Source organism: Kluyvera ascorbata ATCC 33433 (genome assembly GCF_000735365.1).
Lineage (GTDB): Bacteria > Pseudomonadota > Gammaproteobacteria > Enterobacterales > Enterobacteriaceae > Kluyvera > Kluyvera ascorbata.
In genome coordinates this window covers 23,228-44,729 of the sequence record NZ_JMPL01000021.1, presented here as the reverse complement: position 1 = coordinate 44,729, position 21,502 = coordinate 23,228, and the positions used below count along the sequence as shown (strand labels likewise).

General features: G+C 55.2%; 18 protein-coding genes. 8 read left to right on the top strand and 10 right to left on the bottom strand.

Going from position 1 to position 21,502, the window contains the following annotated elements:
- Positions 1 to 52: 52 nt before the first annotated feature.
- The 3 genes from GKAS_RS07915 to hglS all read right to left on the bottom strand — a co-directional run bounded on the left by GKAS_RS07915 (position 53) and on the right by hglS (position 4,716).
- Entirely contained in the window at positions 53 to 1,708 is a 1,656-nt protein-coding gene (locus tag GKAS_RS07915; RefSeq protein WP_035893216.1) for a glucan biosynthesis protein D, read from the bottom strand.
- A 113-nt stretch (positions 1,709 to 1,821) separates the two neighbouring features.
- Entirely contained in the window at positions 1,822 to 3,327 is a 1,506-nt protein-coding gene (locus GKAS_RS07910; protein WP_035893214.1) for a carboxylesterase/lipase family protein, read from the bottom strand.
- A 45-nt stretch (positions 3,328 to 3,372) separates the two neighbouring features.
- The gene (gene hglS / locus GKAS_RS07905; protein ID WP_035893212.1) at positions 3,373 to 4,716 is read right to left on the bottom strand and encodes a 2-oxoadipate dioxygenase/decarboxylase HglS; all 1,344 of its coding nucleotides are present in this window, start codon (positions 4,714 to 4,716) and stop codon (positions 3,373 to 3,375) included.
- Positions 4,717 to 4,943: 227 nt separating this feature from the next.
- Between hglS and pcaH the strand changes: the two genes are divergently transcribed.
- The 4 genes from pcaH (at position 4,944) to GKAS_RS07885 (ending at position 10,100) form a co-directional block, all read left to right on the top strand.
- Positions 4,944 to 5,684, top strand: a complete 741-nt coding sequence (gene pcaH / locus GKAS_RS07900; RefSeq protein ID WP_035893211.1) for a protocatechuate 3,4-dioxygenase subunit beta — start codon at positions 4,944 to 4,946, stop codon at positions 5,682 to 5,684.
- A complete protein-coding gene (gene pcaG, locus GKAS_RS07895) occupies positions 5,681 to 6,301 on the top strand; it encodes a protocatechuate 3,4-dioxygenase subunit alpha (protein ID WP_035893209.1) in 621 nt (206 codons plus the stop codon). Before pcaH ends, pcaG begins: the two co-directional genes overlap by 4 nt.
- 213 nt (positions 6,302 to 6,514) lie before the next feature.
- Positions 6,515 to 7,438, top strand: a complete 924-nt coding sequence (locus tag GKAS_RS07890) for a LysR substrate-binding domain-containing protein (RefSeq protein ID WP_035893208.1) — start codon at positions 6,515 to 6,517, stop codon at positions 7,436 to 7,438.
- Between the two features lie 286 nt (positions 7,439 to 7,724).
- Complete coding sequence (locus tag GKAS_RS07885) at positions 7,725 to 10,100, top strand: glucose/quinate/shikimate family membrane-bound PQQ-dependent dehydrogenase (RefSeq protein ID WP_035893207.1); 2,376 nt, start codon at positions 7,725 to 7,727, stop codon at positions 10,098 to 10,100.
- Between the two features lie 108 nt (positions 10,101 to 10,208).
- Here GKAS_RS07885 and GKAS_RS07880 read toward each other — a convergent pair whose 3' ends face one another.
- The 5 genes from GKAS_RS07880 to cybB all read right to left on the bottom strand — a co-directional run bounded on the left by GKAS_RS07880 (position 10,209) and on the right by cybB (position 14,932).
- Positions 10,209 to 11,906, bottom strand: a complete 1,698-nt coding sequence (locus tag GKAS_RS07880; protein WP_035893205.1) for a methyl-accepting chemotaxis protein — start codon at positions 11,904 to 11,906, stop codon at positions 10,209 to 10,211.
- 137 nt (positions 11,907 to 12,043) lie between these two features.
- Entirely contained in the window at positions 12,044 to 13,162 is a 1,119-nt protein-coding gene (locus GKAS_RS07875) for an S-(hydroxymethyl)glutathione dehydrogenase/class III alcohol dehydrogenase (RefSeq protein ID WP_035893203.1), read from the bottom strand.
- A gap of 22 nt (positions 13,163 to 13,184) precedes the next feature.
- Positions 13,185 to 13,460, bottom strand: coding sequence for a metal/formaldehyde-sensitive transcriptional repressor (locus GKAS_RS07870; protein ID WP_035893201.1), 276 nt, complete (start codon positions 13,458 to 13,460; stop codon positions 13,185 to 13,187).
- A gap of 235 nt (positions 13,461 to 13,695) precedes the next feature.
- Positions 13,696 to 14,334: a leucine efflux protein LeuE gene (leuE, locus tag GKAS_RS07865; protein WP_035893198.1), complete on the bottom strand. Its 639-nt coding sequence runs from the start codon at positions 14,332 to 14,334 to the stop codon at positions 13,696 to 13,698.
- A gap of 70 nt (positions 14,335 to 14,404) precedes the next feature.
- Positions 14,405 to 14,932 carry a cytochrome b561 gene (gene cybB / locus GKAS_RS07860; protein ID WP_035893196.1) on the bottom strand — a complete coding sequence of 176 codons (528 nt, stop codon included), beginning with the start codon at positions 14,930 to 14,932 and terminating at the stop codon, positions 14,405 to 14,407.
- Positions 14,933 to 15,158: 226 nt separating this feature from the next.
- Here cybB and gap point away from each other — a divergent pair, with 226 nt between their 5' ends.
- The 3 genes from gap (at position 15,159) to GKAS_RS07845 (ending at position 18,096) form a co-directional block, all read left to right on the top strand.
- Positions 15,159 to 16,160 carry a type I glyceraldehyde-3-phosphate dehydrogenase gene (gene gap / locus GKAS_RS07855; RefSeq protein WP_035893194.1) on the top strand — a complete coding sequence of 334 codons (1,002 nt, stop codon included), beginning with the start codon at positions 15,159 to 15,161 and terminating at the stop codon, positions 16,158 to 16,160.
- Between the two features lie 123 nt (positions 16,161 to 16,283).
- Positions 16,284 to 17,060, top strand: coding sequence for an isocitrate lyase/PEP mutase family protein (locus tag GKAS_RS07850; RefSeq protein ID WP_035893191.1), 777 nt, complete (start codon positions 16,284 to 16,286; stop codon positions 17,058 to 17,060).
- Positions 17,044 to 18,096: a bifunctional transcriptional activator/DNA repair enzyme AdaA gene (locus GKAS_RS07845; RefSeq protein WP_035893188.1), complete on the top strand. Its 1,053-nt coding sequence runs from the start codon at positions 17,044 to 17,046 to the stop codon at positions 18,094 to 18,096. Before GKAS_RS07850 ends, GKAS_RS07845 begins: the two co-directional genes overlap by 17 nt.
- Before the next feature lie 143 nt (positions 18,097 to 18,239).
- On the opposite strand, the gene aldA is transcribed toward GKAS_RS07845, so the two are convergent.
- Complete coding sequence (aldA, locus tag GKAS_RS07840) at positions 18,240 to 19,685, bottom strand: aldehyde dehydrogenase (protein WP_035893186.1); 1,446 nt, start codon at positions 19,683 to 19,685, stop codon at positions 18,240 to 18,242.
- A gap of 224 nt (positions 19,686 to 19,909) precedes the next feature.
- On the opposite strand from aldA, the gene GKAS_RS07835 reads away from it, so the two are divergent.
- Entirely contained in the window at positions 19,910 to 20,437 is a 528-nt protein-coding gene (locus tag GKAS_RS07835; RefSeq protein WP_051910734.1) for a hypothetical protein, read from the top strand.
- Positions 20,438 to 20,464: 27 nt separating this feature from the next.
- Here the strand turns inward: GKAS_RS07835 and GKAS_RS07830 are convergent, their stop codons facing one another.
- Positions 20,465 to 21,259, bottom strand: coding sequence for a YdcF family protein (locus GKAS_RS07830; RefSeq protein WP_035893184.1), 795 nt, complete (start codon positions 21,257 to 21,259; stop codon positions 20,465 to 20,467).
- Positions 21,260 to 21,502: the final 243 nt, after the last annotated feature.

The following is a 21,502-nucleotide window of genomic DNA, read 5'->3' as shown; positions in this document are numbered from 1 at the left end:
AGAGTGCCGGATGGCGGCTATGCCTTATCCGGCCTACACGATGACAGGCAAATTATTTCATTACGCGGTCATCAACATACTGACGTTTATCCGGCGCTGGCGGGAAATACTGATACAACCAGGTTTCACTGATGGCATCGCCACGACAGCGCAGGAACAGGCGCATATCTACCGGGTCGGTGGAATCAGAGGTTGGATACCAGTCGAAGAGAATGCGATAGCCGTCGAACGGTTCAACGTAGAGGATCTCAATCTGCTTAGCCTCCCCGCTGGAGAGCGTAATGACCGGTTCGATCCCTTTCGGTGCAGCGGCTTTGAGGTCGCCACCAACAAAATCGATAGCGAAGCGACGGGACCATTTTTCCGGGTAATGCTCGCCCGGTGCCCAGCCTTCCGGGAAGCTGCCCATACCGGTACGGGTTGCCAGCACGCGCGCCAGTGGGGAACGTACCGGCGGCATTGCGCTCCAGTATAAGCGGTAGCTGAAGTTCAGCGTATCGCCCGCCTTCATCGGTTTTTCCGGCTGCCAGAAGCAGACGATGTTATCGAGCGTTTCGCCGGTGGTTGGGATTTCCATCAGGCTGACGGCCCCTTTCCCCCACTGATTACGCGGCTCCACCCACAGGCTTGGACGTTTATTGTACCAACCCATGACGTCCTGATAGTGGGTGAAATCGCGGTCGAGCTGCAACAGCCCGAAGCCTTTCGGGTTTTTGTCCTGGTAGGCGTTGAACTGTAGCTTCTGCGGGTTGTTCAGCGGACGACACACCCACTCACCGTTGCCAAGCCACATCGCCAGACGATCGGAGTCGTGGATTTGCGGGTGGATGGTGTCGCAGACCCGGCGCTCGTTGTTGCCGCAGCTGAACATACTGGTCATCGGTGCAATGCCGAGCTGCTTGATGTCTTTACGCGCATAGATATGGTTCTCCACATCCATGATCACCTGCGCTTTTTCGCAGTGCACGACGAATTTGTACGCTCCGGTGACGCTGGCACTATCCAGCAGCGCGTACACGGTAAAGGAGGTGTCGCCCGGCTTCGCGGTTTCGAACCAGAAAGAGGTGAAGTCCGGGAACTCTTCCAGCGAGTCGGTATAGGTATCAATCGCCAGGCCGCGCGCGGACAGGCCGTACTGATAGGTGCTGTCTACCGCACGGAAGTAGCTCGCGCCAAGGAACGCCACGATATCGCGGCGCGCCAGTTCCGGCGCTTTAAACACGCGGAAACCGGCGAAACCGAGGTCGGTCTGCCCTTCCAGCTGTTTGGTGTCTACGCCAGCATTGTTGTACTGGAACAGTTCCGGGCGAAAGTGAATTTCACGCGCCTGGTGACTTGACGGGTCCAGCGAGAACATCCGTACGCGACGGCGGAAGCCCATCCCGACATGGAAAAACTGCACGTCCAGCTGGCGCTCTTTGACGTTGTTCCACAGCGAATGTTCGGCGTCATACTGAATGCTGTTGTAGGCCTGCGGCGTCAGGTTAGCCAGGGTATCCGGCAGCGGGCGTGGCGCGCCGCTCCACGGCTGGCGGGAGAGATCGTGCGCCATAGATTGCAGTACGCCGAAATCAAAGCGACGCGTCTGGCCGTCGGCAATGCCGGAGTCCTCTGCCATCGCGGCCTGGGAGAATAGCGATGCGAAACCGGAAGTTCCGCACACGGCGGCAACAGCCATTGAAGATTTAAGAAAGTGTCTGCGGTTCATGCCTGGCAAAGCGTCCTTTTAAAGTCGGAATGCTGCAAAATAAAAACGGCGTTATTGCCGCCCACTCTAGACAAAATTGATTGATAATCCAATTGCTAGCGCAACAAAATCTGTCAATCCAGACTCACATGATGCTTCATGACGCGTTTGAACAGCGCCAGCCGCGCACGCATAAAGCGATTTTCCACGTGGAACCCGGCGTGCTTGCGTAAACCAATGCGCAAAAGCCGGTCGCGACCGCGCACGCAGGCGGGCCAGCGCACCGGTCCCGGCAGCACGGTATGGCGCGCGTTGGCATCACGGGCGAAGCTGACCCAGTAGTCCGCCACTTGAGACGCCACCTTGAGATCGCGCGGCGTAGCGTACTCGCGCGAGGGCATGATTTGCCCCAGCGTGTCGAAGACATAGGGCACCTCATTGCCGTGCCACGCGCCGTGATAATAGGTGTCGTGTTCGGCTTCAGCGACGTAATCAAACCAGTAACGCCAGCAGGGTTGATTCACTCGCTGTTGCGCCTGCATCACCACATAGCCCAGGGTAGTGAACGCCATATCACGGCAGACCTGACGGCCCAGTTCTTCATCACCTTTTACCCCGGGATAGAGCAGCTTGATAAGCCCCAGACCCAGACGGCGCTCGCGGCGAAGTTTTTTAATTTCGCCCGCCAGGTCCACGCCAAATACCGCCATCACGCTGGCTTCATCGCTGTTGGAACCCACCATCACCGGCATGACGTGCTGTTTCCCGGCGAAGAAAACGTCGAGCATCGGCTGCGGCAGCACGGCGTCGCCGACGATGGGCGCGGGGCCAATATTATGGGGTGCGGTAAGCGGCCAGAATGCCTCGGCGGGAATATCACGCAGATCTTGTGCTGACGCATTCGGCAGATTGAAATGTTCGGCCAGTCGCTCACCGCGCGCCAGCGCCACGTCGCGCGGTTGGTCGGGCAAGGTATAGCCGCTTTGAATGATAGCTTTATGGAACAGCCCCACGGCTTTCGGGGAGGTCATCAATGACAGCACGCTGCGCGCGCCTGCCGATTCACCGAATAACGTGACGTTGTCACGATCGCCGCCGAAGGCTTCAATGTTTTCCTGCACCCAACGTAGCGCGGCAACCTGGTCCATCAGACCAAAATTGTAGAGCCGTTCGCCGTCTTCCCCATCAAGAGCCGGATGGGCAAAGAAGCCGAGGTGGCCCAAACGATAGTTGAGCGTAACGACAATCACGTCGCGTCGGGCCAGCGCTTTACCGTCGTAAGGCGGTAGCGCACCTGCACCAATGGTAAAGCCACCGCCGTGCAGCCAGACCATCACAGGCAGCGGCCCCTGACGTTTAGCAGGGGACCAGACGTTAAGGTAGAGGCAGTCTTCAGAAAAGCGGCCGGGGTCACCGCCGCCAAGTTCCTGGCAGTACTCCGCGCTCTGCCAACTGGCAGCAGAAAAGGCATTCGCCTGACGCACGCCCTGCCAGGGCGTCACCGGCTGCGGCGCACGCCAACGAAGCGGGCCCACCGGCGGTGCAGCATAAGGGATACCGCACCACAGATGGGTATCACCTTCGACTACGCCCGTTAACGTCCCTTGTCTGGTTTCCACCTGAATTGCGGCACTCTGCATTGATTCTCATCCTTTTTCTTTTCACTCCTGTGCAGAGTACCCGTTTCAGAGCAGACCGCAACGCCGTTTGCTGCGTAGCGAAGCCTCCTCATACAAACTGAATTCGTCCAGTACCTGTCGGCCAAGTGCCGTTTCAAAGGCATCACGACTAGCATTGCCCTGCGTGCGTGTTTGCCCGTCGCCGCCCAGGTTCGACTGGAAAATCCCGGCGGCGCTCACCGGCAGAAAATCTTCATAGGTGATGGGCTGGGCGATAATCCAGCCGCGTTCGATAAACGGCTGAGGATCATCGCCTGGGTGAATCGCCAGGCGGTGGGCGTCACCTGTCGGCGTTAGGCGATAGCGGAACCAGGCAAGCCCCTGCTGGCGCAGTAAGAACTCGCTATCCGGGAACGCTTTGAATACCTCTTGCAGATGCTGCTGATGAGTCAGGTTATCTTTGCCAACCCCCGCCTCGCTGAGCAGTTTGTCATACAGCGCACGGCCCTTAGGCGTTAACGCCACCCCACGCTGTTCAATTTCGCCAAAGCGCGCGGTGTGCGTGCCGTTCGACTCCCCGGCAAACTGCACAGGCTCTTCCAGCGCTTTAAAGCTGGTCTGGCGGAGTAGTAACGGCACCGCCCGGCGCGGCGGCCCTTCAATTACTGCTTTGGGCTCAATACCGTAATCGGACATCAGTTCCTGCACGCGATCGATATCCAGCGTCCGCGGCGTGAGATGGTTAATGTGGCAGCCGGGGAAACAGACCACATCGGCAATCAAGCGATGCTGTTGGTTCAGCGCCTGATAGGTCTCCTGGTCAACGGTGGTATGCCGATGCCAGCGGAAGGTTTCCAGCGCTTCCCGCACGAACTCCTGCGCCTGCTGAGCGGTGAATCCGCCCTGCTCATCATGCAGATTCATCAGCGCCCGGCAGCGCGGCGTGAAGATATCCCGATCGGCTAAGATCTTCGCCGCTTTCTGGCGCAGATTCGGGTCGTCGATAAGCTCAAGACGCAATAAAGAGGTAAAAATACGAAACGGATTACGCTGTAACGCCGCATCGTCCACCGGCCGAAAGGCGGTCGAGTGTACCGGAACGTTCGCCACCGACAGATCGTAATAGCCCACCGGCTCCATTCCCATTATGGCGAACATCCGGCACAGCGTGGAAAGTTCCTCTGCCGTACCCACTCGGATCGCGCCATGACGTTCAACATTAAGTCGCGCGAGCTCATCCGCATTGGCCAGCTGTTCATGCAGACGCGTGTTATTTTCCAGCACGGCCAGGTTTACGTCAGCCACTAATGCCAGCAGGGTTCCATATTGCGGAACTTCTTGCTGATACATTGCCGACATTGCTTGTGAAAATTCCTCACGAATATCATCCGCCGAAAGGGTGTGCGCCATGATGCCTTGCCTCCTGTGAATATATTTGCAGTGTAGGAAAGGCCATGACGCTATGCGGTAAGAATTTACAAACTGTGATCGCGGCAACTGACTGAACTTATTGAGTGAATGGTTCTGATTACATAACCCAGGGTTATTAAAAATATACCTTAAATTCACTTTAAATTAACAAAGTATTTACACACACTGTCTGTGGCAATAATAAAATACCCTACACGGAGCCACCTATGAGCACAAAATGGTCACCGCAAGAAGTGATTCACCGGGATTACAACAATCATCCCCCAGCCCACGCGCCGGGCTATAAAACCAGCGTGCTGCGCTCGCCGCGCAATGCCCTTATCTCGCTGCAAAATTCGCTGTCAGAAATCACCGGCCCGGTCTTCTCCCAGCAGGATCTCGGCCCGCTGGATAACGACCTGATCCTCAACTACGCCAAAGACGGTTTGCCTATTGGCGAACGCATCATCGTTCATGGCTACGTGCGCGATGGCTTCGGCCGCCCGCTGAAAAATACGCTGGTTGAAGTGTGGCAGGCCAACGCCGGGGGCCGATATCGCCATAAGAAGGACCAGTATCTGGCTCCGATTGACCCCAACTTTGGCGGCTGTGGGCGCGTTCTCACTGATGAAAATGGCTATTACTTCTTCCGCACCATCAAGCCCGGCCCATATCCGTGGCGTAACCAGGTGAGCGACTGGCGTCCTTCGCATATTCACTTCTCTATTTTTGGCGAAGCCTTCGCCCAGCGCCTGATCACCCAGATGTATTTTGAGGGTGATCCGCTTATCAAGCAGTGCCCTATCGTCAAAACCATCAATAACGATGATGCCGTACGTACGCTTATCGCCGAGCTGGATACCCATGCTGCCGTACCGCTCGACTGTCTGGCCTATCGTTTCGATCTGGTGCTGCGCGGCCAGCGCGCCACGTTGTTTGAAAATCGTACTCAGGGGGCTGCACGATGAAAGACTATTTACCGGAAACGGCGTCACAAACCGCCGGCCCTTATGTGCATATTGGCCTGGCGCCGGATGCCGCAGGCTTCCATATTTTTGAGAAGAATTTTGGTTCAACCCTGACCAACAGCCACACGCCCGGAGAGCATATTGCCATCGAGGGGCGCGTGTTCGACGGCTCCGGCACACCGGTGCGCGATGTGCTGATTGAAATATGGCAAGCCAACGCCGCCGGGCGCTATAACCATGTCGCGGACCAACAGCACGAAAAAACGCTGGATGAAGATTTTCGCGGCTGGGGTCGCGCCTGCTCCAACTTCGATAGCGGCGTCTGGCGTTTTGATACCGTTAAGCCGGGACAAGCGGTCGGCCGCGATGGGCGCATGATGGCACCGCACGTCAATCTGTGGATCGTGGCGCGCGGGATCAACATCGGTCTGAATACGCGGATGTACTTCCCGGACGAGCAAGAGGCAAACAGCAAAGATCCTGTGCTGAACCTGATTGAGTGGGAAGTGCGTCGCAAGACGCTGATTGCGCATAAAGAGACGCGCGGCAACGAGACGGTGTATCGGTTCGATATTTATTTGCAGGGCGAGAACGAAACGGTGTTTTTTGATCTGTAAGGTTAGTGCGCTTTGACCCGGCGTCGCGTTTGTACGGCCAGGTTACCTATCGCAAAGTAGCCCGGCCGTACAAACGCGACGCCGGGAACGTCTCTAATCCAACAAATCGCTTGTCTGTTAAACCGCACAAATGTTAATAATAATTTGCTAGCAAGTTATCAAATTTAAACAACATTACTTGTCACTCATGCCGCTCTGTTTTTAACATCGCTTATGGAAAAAAACGCACTCTTTAGCCAGCGCATTCGCCTGCGCCATCTGCACACATTCGTAGCCGTCGCCCAGCAAGGAACTTTGGGGCGAGCGGCTGAAACCCTTAATTTAAGCCAGCCAGCGCTCTCCAAGACGCTCAATGAACTTGAACAGCTAACCGGTACACGTCTCTTCGAACGTGGCCGTCTGGGGGCTCAACTCACCCTCGTGGGTGAACAATTTTTAACCCATGCCGTGAAGGTGCTTGATGCGCTAAATACCGCGGGTCAGGCGCTGATACGTAAAGAAGGTGTTAATAATGATGTTGTGCGCATCGGTGCCCTACCCACCGCAGCGCTCGGCGTGCTCCCTGCCGTTATCGGACAATTTCATCAGCAGCAAAAAGACGTGACGCTTCAGGTCGCCACCATGAACAATACGATGCTGCTGGCGGCGCTGAAGTCCGGTGATATCGATCTGGGCATTGGTCGCATGTCCGACCCGGAACTGATGACCGGGTTGAACTATGAGCTGTTGTTCCTGGAATCATTGAAGCTGGTCGTCCGTCCCGACCACCCGCTGCTGCATGAAAATATCACTCTGAGCCGCGTGCTGGAGTGGCCGGTAGTGGTTTCACCGAAGGGTACCGTTCCCCGCCAGAATGCGGAAACGCTGCTCCAAAGCCAGGGCTGCAAAATGCCCGCAGGCTGCATCGAGACGCTTTCCGCGTCACTTTCTCGCCAGTTGACGGTCGATTTCAACTATATCTGGTTCGTCCCTTCCGGCGCGGTGAAGGACGATTTGCGCCGCGGCGTGCTGACCGCCCTGCCGATTGCGACGCAGGGTCAGGGTGAACCCATTGGTATCCTGACGCGAGTGGATACCCCGCTTTCTTCCGGCGCGCAGACGCTATTGAGCGCCGTTCGCAAGTCAATGCCTTCCTGAAAAATCACACGGGCCCGTCGCCTGGCGGGCTAAGTTCCTTCGTTTTTCCGCGCCCTTTTACTTTTCCTCTACGCAATTAATGCGAAATTATTTATTAACAATTGCGCAATGCAATTTAACAGATCTATCATACCCATAATTTAACCAAATGGTTCATGCATAATTGCATTGATAAACCAAATACCTCATTTAGAAGCACGTTAGCATTTCATTCAAAACAAAAGCACAGAACAAAACACACCACATGGTTCAACTGTGCACATTTTGCTGTTTTAAGGAGAACGGTATGGCAACTGGCAACGTGCCACGAGGATTCCCACGAATCCTGCAGTGGCTTCTTATCGCGCTGATGTTGATCGTCGGCCTGGCTATCGGCGCGCTGGGGGCTAAGCTCGCCAGCGTTGGTGGCACCTGGTTCTTTACGCTGATGGGTATCGTGATGGTGGTCAGCGCCATTCTGATCGCACGTCAACGTCGTGCCGGGATTGTGCTGTACGCACTGGCGTTTATTGTGGCGATCGTCTGGTCTATCAGCGATGCGGGCTGGGATTTCTGGCCGCTCTTCTCGCGCCTATTTACCTTTGGCGTACTGGCCTTTCTTTGTGCGCTGGTATGGCCATTTATGTCCCACGCGCAGCCTGCGAAAAAAGGCCCGGCATTTAGCCTCGCCGGGATTATCGCCGTTATCCTGCTGGTGAGCGTTGGTGGCATGTTCAAGCCGCAAACGCTGGTCTCCGCGACGGAACCGGTGCCGGTTAAACCGGTCGCACCAGGCGAAGCACAGAAAAACTGGGAGCATTGGGGTAACACCACCCACGGCGACCGTTTTGCCGCGTTAGATCAAATCAACAAGCAGAATATCGATAAGCTGCAGGTCGCATGGGTTGCTCATACCGGTGATATTCCACAGAGCAACGGCTCCGGTGCCGAAGATCAGAACACCCCGCTGCAGATTGGCGACACGCTGTTCGTCTGTACGCCGTACAGCAAAGTGCTGGCGCTGGATGTCGATTCAGGCAAAGAGAAATGGCGTTACGATTCCAAAGCCACCGCGCCAAACTGGCAGCGCTGCCGTGGTCTCGGTTATTTTGAGGACACCCAGGCCCTGACCACGCCAGCCACGGCAACACAACCCGCCGCCTGCCCGCGTCGTCTGTTCCTGCCTACCACGGATGCCCGCCTGATTGCCATCAATGCCGATAACGGCAAAGTGTGCGACGACTTTGGCGACCACGGTGTGGTTGATCTGAGCGTTGGTATGGGCGATATCAAACCGGGTTACTACCAGCAGACCTCTACGCCATTAGTGGCGGGTAACGTGGTGGTGGTCGGCGGTCGCGTTGCCGATAACTTCTCTACCGGTGAACCCCCGGGCGTAGTTCGCGCATATGATGTCCATACCGGCAAACTTGCCTGGGCATGGGATCCGGGCAACCCGAACCTGACCGGTTTGCCACCAGAAGGCATGACCTACACGCGCGGTACGCCGAACGTCTGGTCCGCCATGTCTTACGACGCGAAGCTGAATCTGATTTATCTGCCAACCGGTAATGCCACCCCAGACTTCTGGGCCGGTGAACGTACCGCGCTCGACGATAAATACAGCTCCTCTATCGTGGCGGTTGACGCTACCACCGGTAAAGTACGCTGGCACTATCAGACAACCCACCACGACCTGTGGGACTTCGACCTGCCTTCTCAGCCGCTGCTGTATGACCTGCCAGATGGTAAAGGCGGCACCACGCCGGTGCTGGTACAAACCAGTAAACAGGGCATGATCTTTATGCTCAACCGTGAAACCGGCGAGCCGGTAGCCAAAGTCGAAGAACGTCCGGTTCCGGCGGGCAACGTTCCTGGCGAGCGCTACTCTCCGACTCAGCCTTACTCCGTCGGCATGCCGATGATCGGCAACGAGCAGTTGAAAGAATCCGATATGTGGGGCGCCACGCCGGTTGACCTGCTGCTGTGCCGCATCCAGTTTAAAGAGATGCGTCATCAGGGCATCTTCACCCCACCGGGCGAAGACCGTTCCCTGCAGTATCCTGGCTCACTGGGTGGGATGAACTGGGGCAGCGTATCCGTTGACCCGAACAACAGCCTGATGTTCGTCAACGATATGCGTCTGGGCCTGGCAAACTACATGGTGCCGCGCGCCAATGTGGCGAAAAATGCCAGCGGCATCGAGATGGGTATTGTACCGATGGACGGTACGCCGTATGGCGCAATGCGCGAGCGTTTCCTGTCTCCGCTGGGTATTCCGTGCCAGAAGCCACCGTTTGGCACGATGTCCGCCGTGGACCTGAAGTCCGGTAAGATTGTCTGGCAGGTGCCGGTAGGTACCGTTGAAGACACCGGTCCGCTGGGGATCCGCATGCACATGCCAATCCCTATCGGTATGCCAACCCTGGGCGCTTCTCTGTCTACCCAGTCTGGTCTGCTGTTCTTCGCTGGCACTCAGGATTTCTACCTGCGCGCGTTTGATACCGCAACCGGGAAAGAGATCTGGAAAGACCGTCTGCCGGTCGGCAGCCAGTCAGGCCCAATGACTTACGTTTCGCCGAAGACCGGCAAACAGTACATCGTGATTAACGCAGGTGGCGCACGTCAGTCGCCGGATCGCGGTGATTACATCATTGCCTACGCGCTGCCGGATAGCCACTGATAGTCGAACTATCGTGCGCGTATTGTGCCTGATGGCGCTTCGCTTATCAGGCCTTCACTGCCTCGCCACCTTTATGGTGACGAGGCTTTTTTATTGATAGACCCTCGCTTAAAACGTTTCCCAGTTATCCGCGCCGGCGGTTGCCGCAGTCGGACTAGCCGGGTTAAACGCGGCTTTTGCTGTGGCTTTGACCGTTTCAACACGTTCACTTGCCTGTAAGCGGAAAGTGCCGACCGCTTCGGTTAAGCGCGCTGCCTGCTCTTCCAGTGACGCTGCCGCCGCAGAGGCTTCTTCCACCAGCGAGGCGTTCTGCTGGGTGACGTTATCCATTTCGGTCACCGCCTGGCTTACCTGCTGAATCCCGCGATTCTGCTCATCAGAAGCCGCTGCGATCTCCAGCATAATGTCGGTCACGCGTTTCACCGCATCAACAATATCGGTCATCGTGGTCCCCGCGCGCACCACTTCATCAGACCCACGTTCAATTAACGTTACCGATTCGCTGATAAGCCCTTCAATCTCTTTTGCGGCCTGGGCGCTGCGGCTTGCCAGCGTGCGAACTTCACTGGCGACCACCGCAAACCCGCGCCCCTGCTCGCCCGCACGCGCCGCTTCTACTGCGGCGTTCAGCGCCAGAATATTAGTCTGGAATGCAATGCTGTTAATCACCGAGGTGATTTCCGAGATTTTCTTCGAGCTGGTCGAGATACTGCCCATCGTCGATACCACACCCGATACCAGTTGCCCGCCGCGGGAGGCCTTGCCGGAAGCATCTTCCGCCAGCTTGCTGGCATGGTGTGCATTCTCGGCGTTCTGTTTCACCGTCGCCGCGAGCTGTTCCATGCTGGCCGCCGTCTGTTCAATGGCCGCCGCCTGCTGTTCGGTACGCGAAGAGAGATCGGTATTACCAACGGAAATTTCGCTGGTTCCGCGATAGATCTCTTCCGCGCCCTGACGCACGGTACCCACAGTCTGCACCAGCGCATGCTGCATTTTTTGCAGGTTGCCGTTGAGCTGACCAATTTCACTGCGTCCTACGGGTTCATCTGCCATGGTTAGATTGCCGCTCGCAATCTGGGCAATACGTGCGCCCGCTCGCTGCAGCGGCAGGATCACCACGCTACGGAGGGTGGTAAAGGTAATAATGGTCATCACTACGGCGAGAATAAAAGCACCGACCATAAACAACCCGCCCAGTCGGGTACGGTCATGCGCTAATGCCGCAAGCTGGTTAGCTCGTGCGGTACGAATATCAATGACCTTCAAGCGCACGTCGTTATAGGCATCGTCGAGCGCGCGAGCCTGTTCGCTTTCATAGTTGATGATGGCTTCAAACATGCCGTTTTTTGCATATTTCAGCATCGGCGTCATGCCGTCTAAATAGGCGCTATAGCGCTGATTCATTTCGGCATCCAGCGCTTCATCGGCCGCCGTTTTCACGCTGCGATTGGTGTAGAGTTTGAACCCGTCCTGAGAGCGTTTAATTCGGTTTTCTGCCGCTGCCAGGTTCTTCTTCATGCTCTCCATCTCGGCGATACGGCTGTCCGCCCCGGCATGAATCATCATAATACGGGCTTCACGCAGGTAGTTGGCGCTGTCAGAAAGCCCAACGCGGACCTGCAGTTCCTGCGTCACATCGCGCTGGTCGTTATCGGCTTTCCACATGAAATAGCCTGCCAGCCCTGAACTCAAGGCAAACAGCACCAGAATACCGCCCAGCACAAAACCGAAGAACGGCACCAGGCGGATATGATGCAGAAAGCTGACCTTTTGCGAGCGATTCGGCTGCGCGGATTTTTTTTCCATGAGTAACTCTCTTGTACTTGAGGTAAGTAATAGAGTCATCGGCTATAGACGCTGAATTCTTATCAGGAAAGGTGCAAAACGTAAGGCGGGTCACACTTCAGAAAACCAGCGGGAAGATCCCGCTGGTTGAGGGGGAATTATTTATCGCCGAAATGAATCACGGTACGGATAGATTTCCCTTCGTGCATCAGATCAAACGCTTCGTTGATCTGGTCTAACGGCAGACGGTGGGTGATAAACGGATCGAGCTGAATTTTGCCCGACATCGCCTCTTCCACCATCCCCGGCAGTTGGGTACGGCCCTTCACGCCGCCGAACGCAGAACCGCGCCATACGCGGCCTGTCACCAGCTGGAACGGACGGGTTTTAATTTCCTGACCCGCACCGGCCACGCCGATGATAATGCTTTCGCCCCAGCCTTTGTGGCAGCATTCCAGCGCCGAACGCATGACGTTAACGTTGCCAATACATTCAAAGCTGAAGTCGACGCCACCGTCGGTCAGTTCAACGATCACGTCCTGAATCGGTTTATCGTAGTCTTTCGGGTTGATAAAGTCGGTGGCACCCATTTCACGCGCTAAGGTGAATTTTTCCGGATTGGTATCCACGGCCAGAATGCGTCCAGCCTTCGCCTGCACCGCCCCCTGGATAACCGCTAATCCAATGCCGCCGAGCCCGAAGACGGCCACGGTGTCGCCTTCTTTCACTTTCGCCGTGTTATGGACCGCGCCGATCCCGGTAGTAACACCGCAGCCCAGCAGGCAGACTTTATCCAGCGGTGCCTGTGGGTTCACCTTCGCCAGTGAAATTTCTGCACAGACGGTGTACTCACTGAAGGTACTGGTGCCCATGTAGTGATAAATCGGTTCACCGTTATAGGAAAAACGGGTGGTGCCGTCCGGCATCAGGCCTTTACCCTGAGTGGCACGTACGGCCTGACAGAGGTTGGTTTTGCCCGATTTACAGAACTTACACTCGCCGCATTCGGCGGTATAAAGCGGGATCACATGGTCGCCGGGCTTAAGGCTGGTAACGCCTTCACCGACTTCAACCACCACACCGCCGCCTTCATGGCCAAGCACCGCCGGGAATACGCCTTCCGGATCATCACCAGACAGCGTGAACGCATCGGTATGGCAAACGCCGGTATGGGTGATTTTGACCAGCACTTCGCCCTTTTTCGGCGGTGCCACGTCAATTTCAACAATTTTCAGCGGCTGACCAGGGCCAAACGCAACTGCAGCACGTGATTTCATAACTGTCTTTTCCATTAGGGGATTATTTTAAATAGGATCGAAGCAGGAGACCTACCTCAGCCATGCGCACCGCGCGCTGATCCGGCGTGGTTTCGCCGCTCACCAGTTCATCTTTAAGGTGCATCTCAACCATTTCACCCATCAGGCCGTTAGAGGCCCCACGGATAGAGGCAATCTGCTGCAGAATGGTCAGGCAGGAGTCACCCGATTCCAGCGCACGCTCCAGGGCTTCAACCTGCCCTTTGATACGACGTACCCGGCTTAAAGCCCGTTTTTTGTCTTCGAGTGAATGCGGCATAGGCCCTCCGATAGTATAGGGGGGTATACTATCAAGTTCATTGCTTTGATGTAAAATAAATGTTTTAAATTTTTACTTGCTCAAGCGCATAGACAGCCCCAAACGGGTTTACTCCCCCAGAGCTCTTAGTTTAGACGTTTATGAGGTGACCGTAGGACAGGCCTATGCCGTTATAGCAATTTGGATGGGAGTAAAAACAGACTGGCCCGATAAGAATATCGGGCCGGGAGAACTATCAGGACTGGAGGGTCGCCAGGCGGGCGGCAAAGCCAACAAACACCAAGCCAATCAGGCTGTTGCCAATTTTTGCCAGTTTTTTACGCGTTTTCACGTAGCGCGTCACCAGCGAGCCGGAGACAATAAGGAAGCTCAGGTAGGTAAAGCTCACCAGTTCCAGCGTCAGCGCCAGAATAAAGAACGCCAGGCCAGGGGTTTTCGCGTGGACATCAATAAACTGCACGAAGAACGAGACGTAGAACAAAATCGCTTTCGGGTTGGTCAGGCTCAACGTTAACGCACGCTTAAAGATGGCGTGGCCCGGCTCCGCAGCTTCGTCATGTTCGACATTTTTACGCTTAAGCGTGCTGTACAGCATCTTGCCGCCGAGATAGAGCAGATAAATCGCCCCAAGATAGCGCACAATATTAAACAGCACCGGGGTGGTTTTAATCAGCGTGGCGACGCCCGCAAACGAGAGAGACATCAGAACGGCATCGCCAATAAAGACCGCAAGCGCCGCCATATATCCTTTGCGGATACCGTGCGACACGCCGGTCTTCAGTACGAAGAAGGTATTTGGCCCCGGCACCAGAATAATAAAGATGGCCCCGAGCAAATAGGTCCAGTAATTAAGCACACCAAAATCTGCGAACACCCTGTTCTCTCCATTCATACGTCAAATATATGACTTATGGTAGCGCAGAGAACAGGGAGTTGAAAGCAGGTTAACGCTTGCGTGGCATCATGCGCAGCAGCGTGTTGTCCTTCCAGATATAGTGGTGCGCCAGCGCCGCAAGCGCGTGCAGGCCAATCAGCCAGTAGCCGAGGTTCGCGAGGAACACATGATAATGTTTCAGCGTATCCACAAGGTCAAAATTCCCCTCTGCGGCATGCGGCATGGTGAGGCCAAATGCCAGCCACGGATTACCGCGGTTGTACATCATCACCAGACCAATCAGCGGCAGTGCAATAAACAGCAGGTAGATTGCCAGGTGTCCCAGATGCGCCATCCCGGTCATCATCGGCTTTGGCTTCGGCACAATAGGCGGCGCCGGGCGCTTCAGGCGAATGAGAAGACGCGCCACCATCAGCACCAGCACGCTGATCCCGCAGGAGACATGGATCATGTTGATGACCGGGCGGTCGCTACGGGGGAAAAATCCGCGCAATTCCATCGCCGCATAGGCTACCAGCACCAGCAAAAATACCAGCCAATGGATGGCAATTTGTAAGCGGGAATATTTATCGTTCATCGCCAAAATACTCTGAGAAGTAACATAAAAAAGCAAAATAGCCGCGATTCATTAAAATTTCATTAACTTTTTCAAATCGATACAAATTAAATTTTCGCGACAACGTTGCCCTTCCCGGCTCGCTGAACTAAGCCTGGACAGATGAAATACATAATCCACACTTATTAATTGAGTCAATCTGACGTACGCGTATTGGGCTGATACCCATCACTGACAGGAGAGCACCATGAGTAAAATTGGCATTAACGGGTTTGGGCGTATTGGTCGTCTGGTTCTGCGCCGTTTACTGGAAGTTTCCAGCAGTCATGAAGTGGTCGCAATTAACGATCTGACCTCCCCCAAAGTTCTGGCCTACTTATTGAAGCATGACTCCAACTACGGCCCGTTCCCGTGGAGCGTTGATTACAACGATAATGCGCTGATTGTGAATGGTAAAACCATTACCGTTTACGCTGAAAAAGAGGCGAAAAATATTCCGTGGACCGCCCAGGGTGCAGAGCTGATTGTCGAATGTACAGGCTTCTATACCTCGACGGAAAAATCGCAGGCGCATATTGATGCCGGGGCAAAAAAAGTGCTGGTCTCCGCGCCTGCTGGCGATATGAAAACCCTGGTCTTTAACGTCAACGACGATACGCTGAACGCCAGCGATAAGATTATCTCCGTTGCGTCCTGCACCACCAACTGTCTGGCGCCAATGGCTAAAGCCCTCCACGACTCGTTCGGCATTGAAGTAGGCACCATGACCACCATCCATGCCTATACCGGCACGCAGTCGCTGGTTGATGGTCCACGAGGCAAAGACCTGCGCGCGTCTCGCGCCGCGGCGGAGAATATCATTCCGCACACCACCGGGGCGGCAAAAGCGATTGGTCTGGTGATCCCGGCGCTAAGCGGCAAACTGAAGGGCCACGCTCAGCGCGTGCCAACGAAAACAGGGTCAGTGACCGAGCTGGTCTCGATTCTCAGTAAAAAAGTCACCGTAGATGAAGTGAACCAGGTGATGAAAAACGCCGCGCACAACAATGAGTCATTTGGCTATACCGAAGAGGAGATTGTCTCTTCCGATATTATCGGCACGCATTTCGGCTCCGTCTTCGATGCGACCCAAACTGAAGTGACCGAAGCGGGCGGCCTGCAGCTTGTCAAAACGGTCTCCTGGTACGATAACGAATATGGCTTTGTGACCCAGTTGATTCGCGTACTGGAAAAATTCGCCAAAATGTAAACACGCCGGCGGGCGGCATCACGCCCCCGCCGTTTCCACGCAAAAAATGGTCGTCTGATTTTCGGTTGCTGCCCTTTTGCGCTCTGCGACACACTCCGATTGCACACACAACCGGAGAATCACATGAACTTCACTCAACTGCACCATCAAAGTGCCCCACTGCTCATCGCGAATGTCTGGGATGTCCCGAGCGCCCTGGCCGCACAGCGTGCCGGTTATCAGGCGCTGGGAACCTCCAGCGCCGCCATTGCCGACATGTTGGGATACCCCGACGGCGAAGGGATATCGTTTACGGAGCTGCGCTATATTGTGGGCCGCATCCGTGCCGCAACGATCCTGCCGCTGAGCGTTGATATTGAATCTGGCTATGCCGAATCCGTGGACGGTATCGTGGATAATATGCTGCAACTGTCTGCGCTTGGCGTAGCGGGAATCAATCTGGAAGACAGCCACGTACGCGACGGCCGCCGCGAACTCCTTGATGCTGAACATTTTGCCGAACGCCTGCAATCCATTCGGGAGGGATTAGCGACGCACCGCGTTTCGCTCTTTCTCAACGTGCGTACCGACCCCTTTTTACTCGGTATGCCAGAGGCGTTAAGCGTGACACTGTCACGAGCATCGTTGTATGCCAGCCATGGCGCTGATGGTCTGTTTGTCCCCTGCGTTCACCGTCCCGAGGATATTGCGGCGTTAGTCAGGCAAACCGCGCTGCCGCTGAACGTGATGGCGGTTCCCGGTCTTGCTGATTTCTCGACGCTTTCGGAACTTGGCGTGCGTCGAATTTCCATGGGCAATGCCATGCATAGCGCATTACAAACTCAACTAAACCGTCTACTGTTATCGCTTCGCCATCAGCAGTCCTTTGCAGGAGTCTTTGACGATGAAAGTCACCGATAGCGCCCAATGCGATACCTGGTACCAGGCGCTGCTGGCGCGCGCGCCGGAGTACACCGGCGTCTTTTACGTCGGGGTGAAAACCACCGGTGTGTCCTGTATTGCGGTTTGCCGGGCGCGCAAGCCCAAACGTGAAAACGTCGAGTTTTACCGTGATTTTAAATCGGCGCTGGACGCAGGCTATCGTCCCTGCAAAGTCTGTCGGCCAACGGAAAACGCCTGTAGCGCGCCTGATTATATTGAACAGGCGTTGGCGCTGGTTCGTCAGACGCCTAAAGTACGCATCAGCGATGCCAGACTGCGTGACAGCAACATCAGCCCGGAGCGCGTGCGTCGCTGGTTCTTACAGCATCATGGCATTACCTTTCAGGCTTTCCAGCGTATGCAGCGAGTTAACGTCGCATTGCAGGAGCTAAAGGGTGGCCGTAGCGCCACGGATGTCGCCTTTGATAGCGGCTACGAGTCGCTTAGCGGCTTCGGCTACACCTACAAAAAACTCACCGGCCATTCGCCCACGATGGCGCAGCAAACGCTGCTCATTCACCGTTTTACCACGCCGATTGGGCCGATGTTCGTTTGCGCCAGCGAGCGCGGGGTGTGTCTGTTGGAGTTTGTTGACCGCCGGATGCTCGAGACCGAATTTAGCGACCTCCAGCGCCTGCTGAACGCCCGCATTATTGCCGGTCAAAACGAGCATATCCGCCAGGCAGAAAACGAGATTGCCGAGTATTTCGCCGGCAAACGTCTGAGGTTTACGCTGGCGCTGGATACGCCAGGCAGTGAGTTCCAGCGCCGTGTCTGGCAGGCGCTAGCCGAGATTCCCTGTGGGGAAAGCACCCATTATCAGGCGCTGGCGGAAACGCTCAATAAACCCACTGCCGCTCGCGCCGTGGCGGCCGCTAACGGTGCCAACCGCATTGCTATCGTCATTCCCTGCCATCGGGTGATCGGCAAAGACGGTAGCATGACCGGCTATGGCGGTGGCGTGGCCCGTAAGCGCTGGTTGCTGGAGCATGAGAAAAAGATCGTGGCTCGGTGAGTTCCCGGCGTCGCGAAGCTCTGCCGGGCTACGGGTCTTGTAGGCAGGATAAGGCAATGCCGCCATCCGGCAATCAGCGCCTGAATCGCCTGATGGCGCTGCGCTTATCAGGCCTACAAAACCTATACGCTGGGGATTAGCGCTTAACCCTGAGTTTGCAAATAGACCATCTGGGTTTGCAGATATTCATTCAGCCCATGCTTACCGTCAGCGCCGCCGATGCCGGACTTACGCCAGCCAGCATGGAAGCCCTGCATCGCTTCAAAGTTTTCGCGGTTAATATAGGTTTCACCAAACTTCAGACCGCGTACGGCTTTCATCGCCTGGTTGAGATCCCGGGTATAAACAGAAGATGTCAGTCCATAATCGCTGTCGTTGGCCATCTTCAAAGCGTCATCCAGCGTATCGAACATCACCACCGGCAGCACCGGACCAAAGGTCTCTTCGTGCATGATGCTCATCTCCTGACGAACGTCCAGCAGCAGCGTCGGCGGATAGAAATAGCCCGCGCCATCGACGGCTTTGCCACCAAGTACCACTCGCGCCCCCTGAGAAACGGCTTTCGCGGCTTTTTGCTCAACGCGCTCCAACGCGGAGGCATTAATCAGCGGCCCCATCGCAATATCGTTGCGTTTTGCCGGGTCGCCGAATGCCACCCCTTTCATCGCTTCACCTAATTTATTGACAAAGCGGTCGTAGATACCTTTCTGCACGTATACGCGCTCAGCGCAGTTACAGACCTGTCCGGTGTTGATGACGCGGGAGTCGACAATCGCTTTAACCGCCAGCTCAAGGTCGGCGTCGTCCAGCACAATCGCCGGTGCTTTACCGCCAAGTTCAAGGCAGACTTTGGTGATATTTTTCGCCGCGGCGGCCATAATTTTCTCGCCCGCCCCGACGCTGCCGGTCATGCTGACCATGGCCACTTTCGGGTTGCCTGCCAGCTCCTGACCGACGGTTTCACCACGCCCCAGCACCAGGTTGAAGACCCCTTTAGGCAAGCCAATCTCGTGGACGATTTCAGCAAAAGCGATAGCGTTATTCGGCGTAAACTCACTCGGCTTAATCACGATGGTGTTACCGGTGATAAGCGCAGGCGCGAGCTTGCGCGCTATCAGAAAGAATGGGAAGTTCCACGGTAGAATACCGGTGGTAACCCCCAGCGCACGTTTAAAGACAAAGATGTTCTCACCAGGACGGTCGCTTTGCAGTATTTCCCCTTCATAACGGCGCGCCCATTCCGCCATGTATTCGATGTAGTCCGCGGTAAACCCCACCTCGACTTCCGCCAGCTGTTGAATTTTGCCACCCTCAGCCACAATCATCTGGCTGATTTCTGCCGCGCGTGCGCGAATACCGGCAGCAATTTTACGCAACCATCCGGCGCGTTCGATAGCAGGCAGCGCTTCCCATGCTGGCTGCGCGCGCTCGGCGGCATCAATCGCCCGCTTCGCATGCTCGGCATCACCATCAGGAATTCGGGAAAGGCACTCTTCGGTCGACGGGTTAATCACATCAATCCAGCTATCGCCCTGCCAGCTGACGAACTGACCATCAATATACATCGGATGTTGCACGGGTGACGTCATGTCCTGCTCCTGTCTGCGTTAGGTAGTTAACAAGTAAAGATATTGTTAAATACATATACACTTTGGCAACTTTTCCAACTGGTCATGTCCGTTTCTGTGAAGCAACACGAAAAGATAGTTCGCTAATTTTTTCTTATCCCCGGTGCTGATTGAACTACGGTTTATCGCACAAGCACTATCATTGAATATATTGTCTTCTTATTTCGGTTTTACCGAGTTCAATCATGCATAAAATCCCAGGCGTTCTGGCATTTACGTCGGCCCTGCTGCCGGCCACTTTCAGCTTTGCTGATGAGATTAATCTCTACTCCGTTAATACCGGTTCGTTTGTCTACCACCTGACGGGTAACCACGGGCAATATACTGAAGAATTCGACAACAACTACTTCTCCGTCGAACGTAAATTTTCTGAAGATTCGAAATATAGCCTGCTGGTCGGGACGATGAAAAACAGCTTTGATGACCGCTGTTTTTCGATAGGCGTACGCCGTGACTGGTTGAAAGGCAGTGGCCCCACCGAGGGTTGGACGTTTAAAGGCGTTTATGCCTATACGGGAGAATTCTTTTTCGATGCCTTCAGCCACTGTGGGGATTCCGGGACCTATCATACGGCGAAAAAAATCACCGGTGTGGGCTTCTCGCCGTATATCTACCACGGGCTGCAATATAACTTCACCGACTATTTCGGCATCGAAAGCGGCATTATTTTACCGTCGATTTTTGTTATTACCGTGCAATGGAGTTTTCGTTAATCCGACCGCTTCAGCGGTCGGTCGCTATTATCCCAGCGTACGACTGGCTAATACCTGTTGAAGTAGCGGGTCAGCGCTAAGCTGTGCCCAGGCGGCCTCTACTTCAGCGGGAATATCGACGTGAGCAATGAAATCCTTACCGCGTGGTCCATAACCCTGCGCATCATCGCGAAGGCGTGGAATTTCACCGAGCAGCAGCGATAAATAGCGCGCCACCGGCCATAGCCCCGCCTCAGGCTGGCGATAGCCAACGCCTTCCTCAGTGTTGATCAGTTCCGGTATGTAGCCCGGGTAGCTTAACCATCGCGGCGCGTTTTCCACCTCTTGCCAGACGCGGGCAAAGGTTGCCATAGTGCGGCGCTGCATGGTTGGGTCCTGCACCACCGTCACCCTGGGGGCGTGGATGCCACGCGCTTCCATTACCCGACGGGTAAACCAGGCGTTCTCACCGCAGTTCGTCGACTGGTCTTCCACCACAATGCGGTCTCGCGGGATCTGCCAGAAGCGGTGCGCAATTTCCGCCAGCAGCGTCGCCTCCGCCTCCCCGTTCGTTTCGATGCTTTGATAGCGCGGGTGCTGTGCCATCGCCTCATAGAGAAAGTTGGTCGAATGACCAATACCACCGCTGATTAACAGCGAACCGCCGCTTTCACTGACCAACCGACAAGCGGCATCAATAGTGGGCATCACCGCATTTCCGGCCATCACCACCCACTGCGTTTCCTCAGCCTTTGGCGAGCTGTCAAAATCATTTTGCGCCAGCCAGCGGCCCAGTAAGTTGGCCGCCATCAGCGTTTCCTGCGGTAAATATGACACGTTCATGGTCCTCTCTACTCTCCTCATTCGTGCAAATTGGCGGGCACGGCCTCACGTTAATCACACCATTTTGTAACAATCATGAAATAACCAGAAACATCTAAAAACAGCGCGGTTGCACCTGAATAAAACGCTATTTTTATAACACAATCCAGAATTTACTACCGTTATAATTAGGATAAACAGTCAGTTAAAACAAAAATGATGCTCGTTTTTATTCACAAATTTCAATGATGCGCTTGCCAAAGA

Bases quoted from the DNA above. Each gene is read 5' to 3' on its own strand.
- GKAS_RS07915 (WP_035893216.1), bottom strand. From the start codon at position 1,708: ATGAACCGCAGACACTTTCTTAAATCTTCAATGGCTGTTGCCGCCGTG.
- GKAS_RS07910 (WP_035893214.1), bottom strand. From the start codon at position 3,327: ATGCAGAGTGCCGCAATTCAGGTGGAAACCAGACAAGGGACGTTAACG.
- hglS (WP_035893212.1), bottom strand. From the start codon at position 4,716: ATGGCGCACACCCTTTCGGCGGATGATATTCGTGAGGAATTTTCACAA.
- pcaH (WP_035893211.1), top strand. From the start codon at position 4,944: ATGAGCACAAAATGGTCACCGCAAGAAGTGATTCACCGGGATTACAAC.
- pcaG (WP_035893209.1), top strand. From the start codon at position 5,681: ATGAAAGACTATTTACCGGAAACGGCGTCACAAACCGCCGGCCCTTAT.
- GKAS_RS07890 (WP_035893208.1), top strand. From the start codon at position 6,515: ATGGAAAAAAACGCACTCTTTAGCCAGCGCATTCGCCTGCGCCATCTG.
- GKAS_RS07885 (WP_035893207.1), top strand. From the start codon at position 7,725: ATGGCAACTGGCAACGTGCCACGAGGATTCCCACGAATCCTGCAGTGG.
- GKAS_RS07880 (WP_035893205.1), bottom strand. From the start codon at position 11,906: ATGGAAAAAAAATCCGCGCAGCCGAATCGCTCGCAAAAGGTCAGCTTT.
- GKAS_RS07875 (WP_035893203.1), bottom strand. From the start codon at position 13,162: ATGAAATCACGTGCTGCAGTTGCGTTTGGCCCTGGTCAGCCGCTGAAA.
- GKAS_RS07870 (WP_035893201.1), bottom strand. From the start codon at position 13,460: ATGCCGCATTCACTCGAAGACAAAAAACGGGCTTTAAGCCGGGTACGT.
- cybB (WP_035893196.1), bottom strand. From the start codon at position 14,932: ATGAACGATAAATATTCCCGCTTACAAATTGCCATCCATTGGCTGGTA.
- gap (WP_035893194.1), top strand. From the start codon at position 15,159: ATGAGTAAAATTGGCATTAACGGGTTTGGGCGTATTGGTCGTCTGGTT.
- GKAS_RS07850 (WP_035893191.1), top strand. From the start codon at position 16,284: ATGAACTTCACTCAACTGCACCATCAAAGTGCCCCACTGCTCATCGCG.
- GKAS_RS07845 (WP_035893188.1), top strand. From the start codon at position 17,044: ATGAAAGTCACCGATAGCGCCCAATGCGATACCTGGTACCAGGCGCTG.
- aldA (WP_035893186.1), bottom strand. From the start codon at position 19,685: ATGACGTCACCCGTGCAACATCCGATGTATATTGATGGTCAGTTCGTC.
- GKAS_RS07835 (WP_051910734.1), top strand. From the start codon at position 19,910: ATGCATAAAATCCCAGGCGTTCTGGCATTTACGTCGGCCCTGCTGCCG.
- GKAS_RS07830 (WP_035893184.1), bottom strand. From the start codon at position 21,259: ATGAACGTGTCATATTTACCGCAGGAAACGCTGATGGCGGCCAACTTA.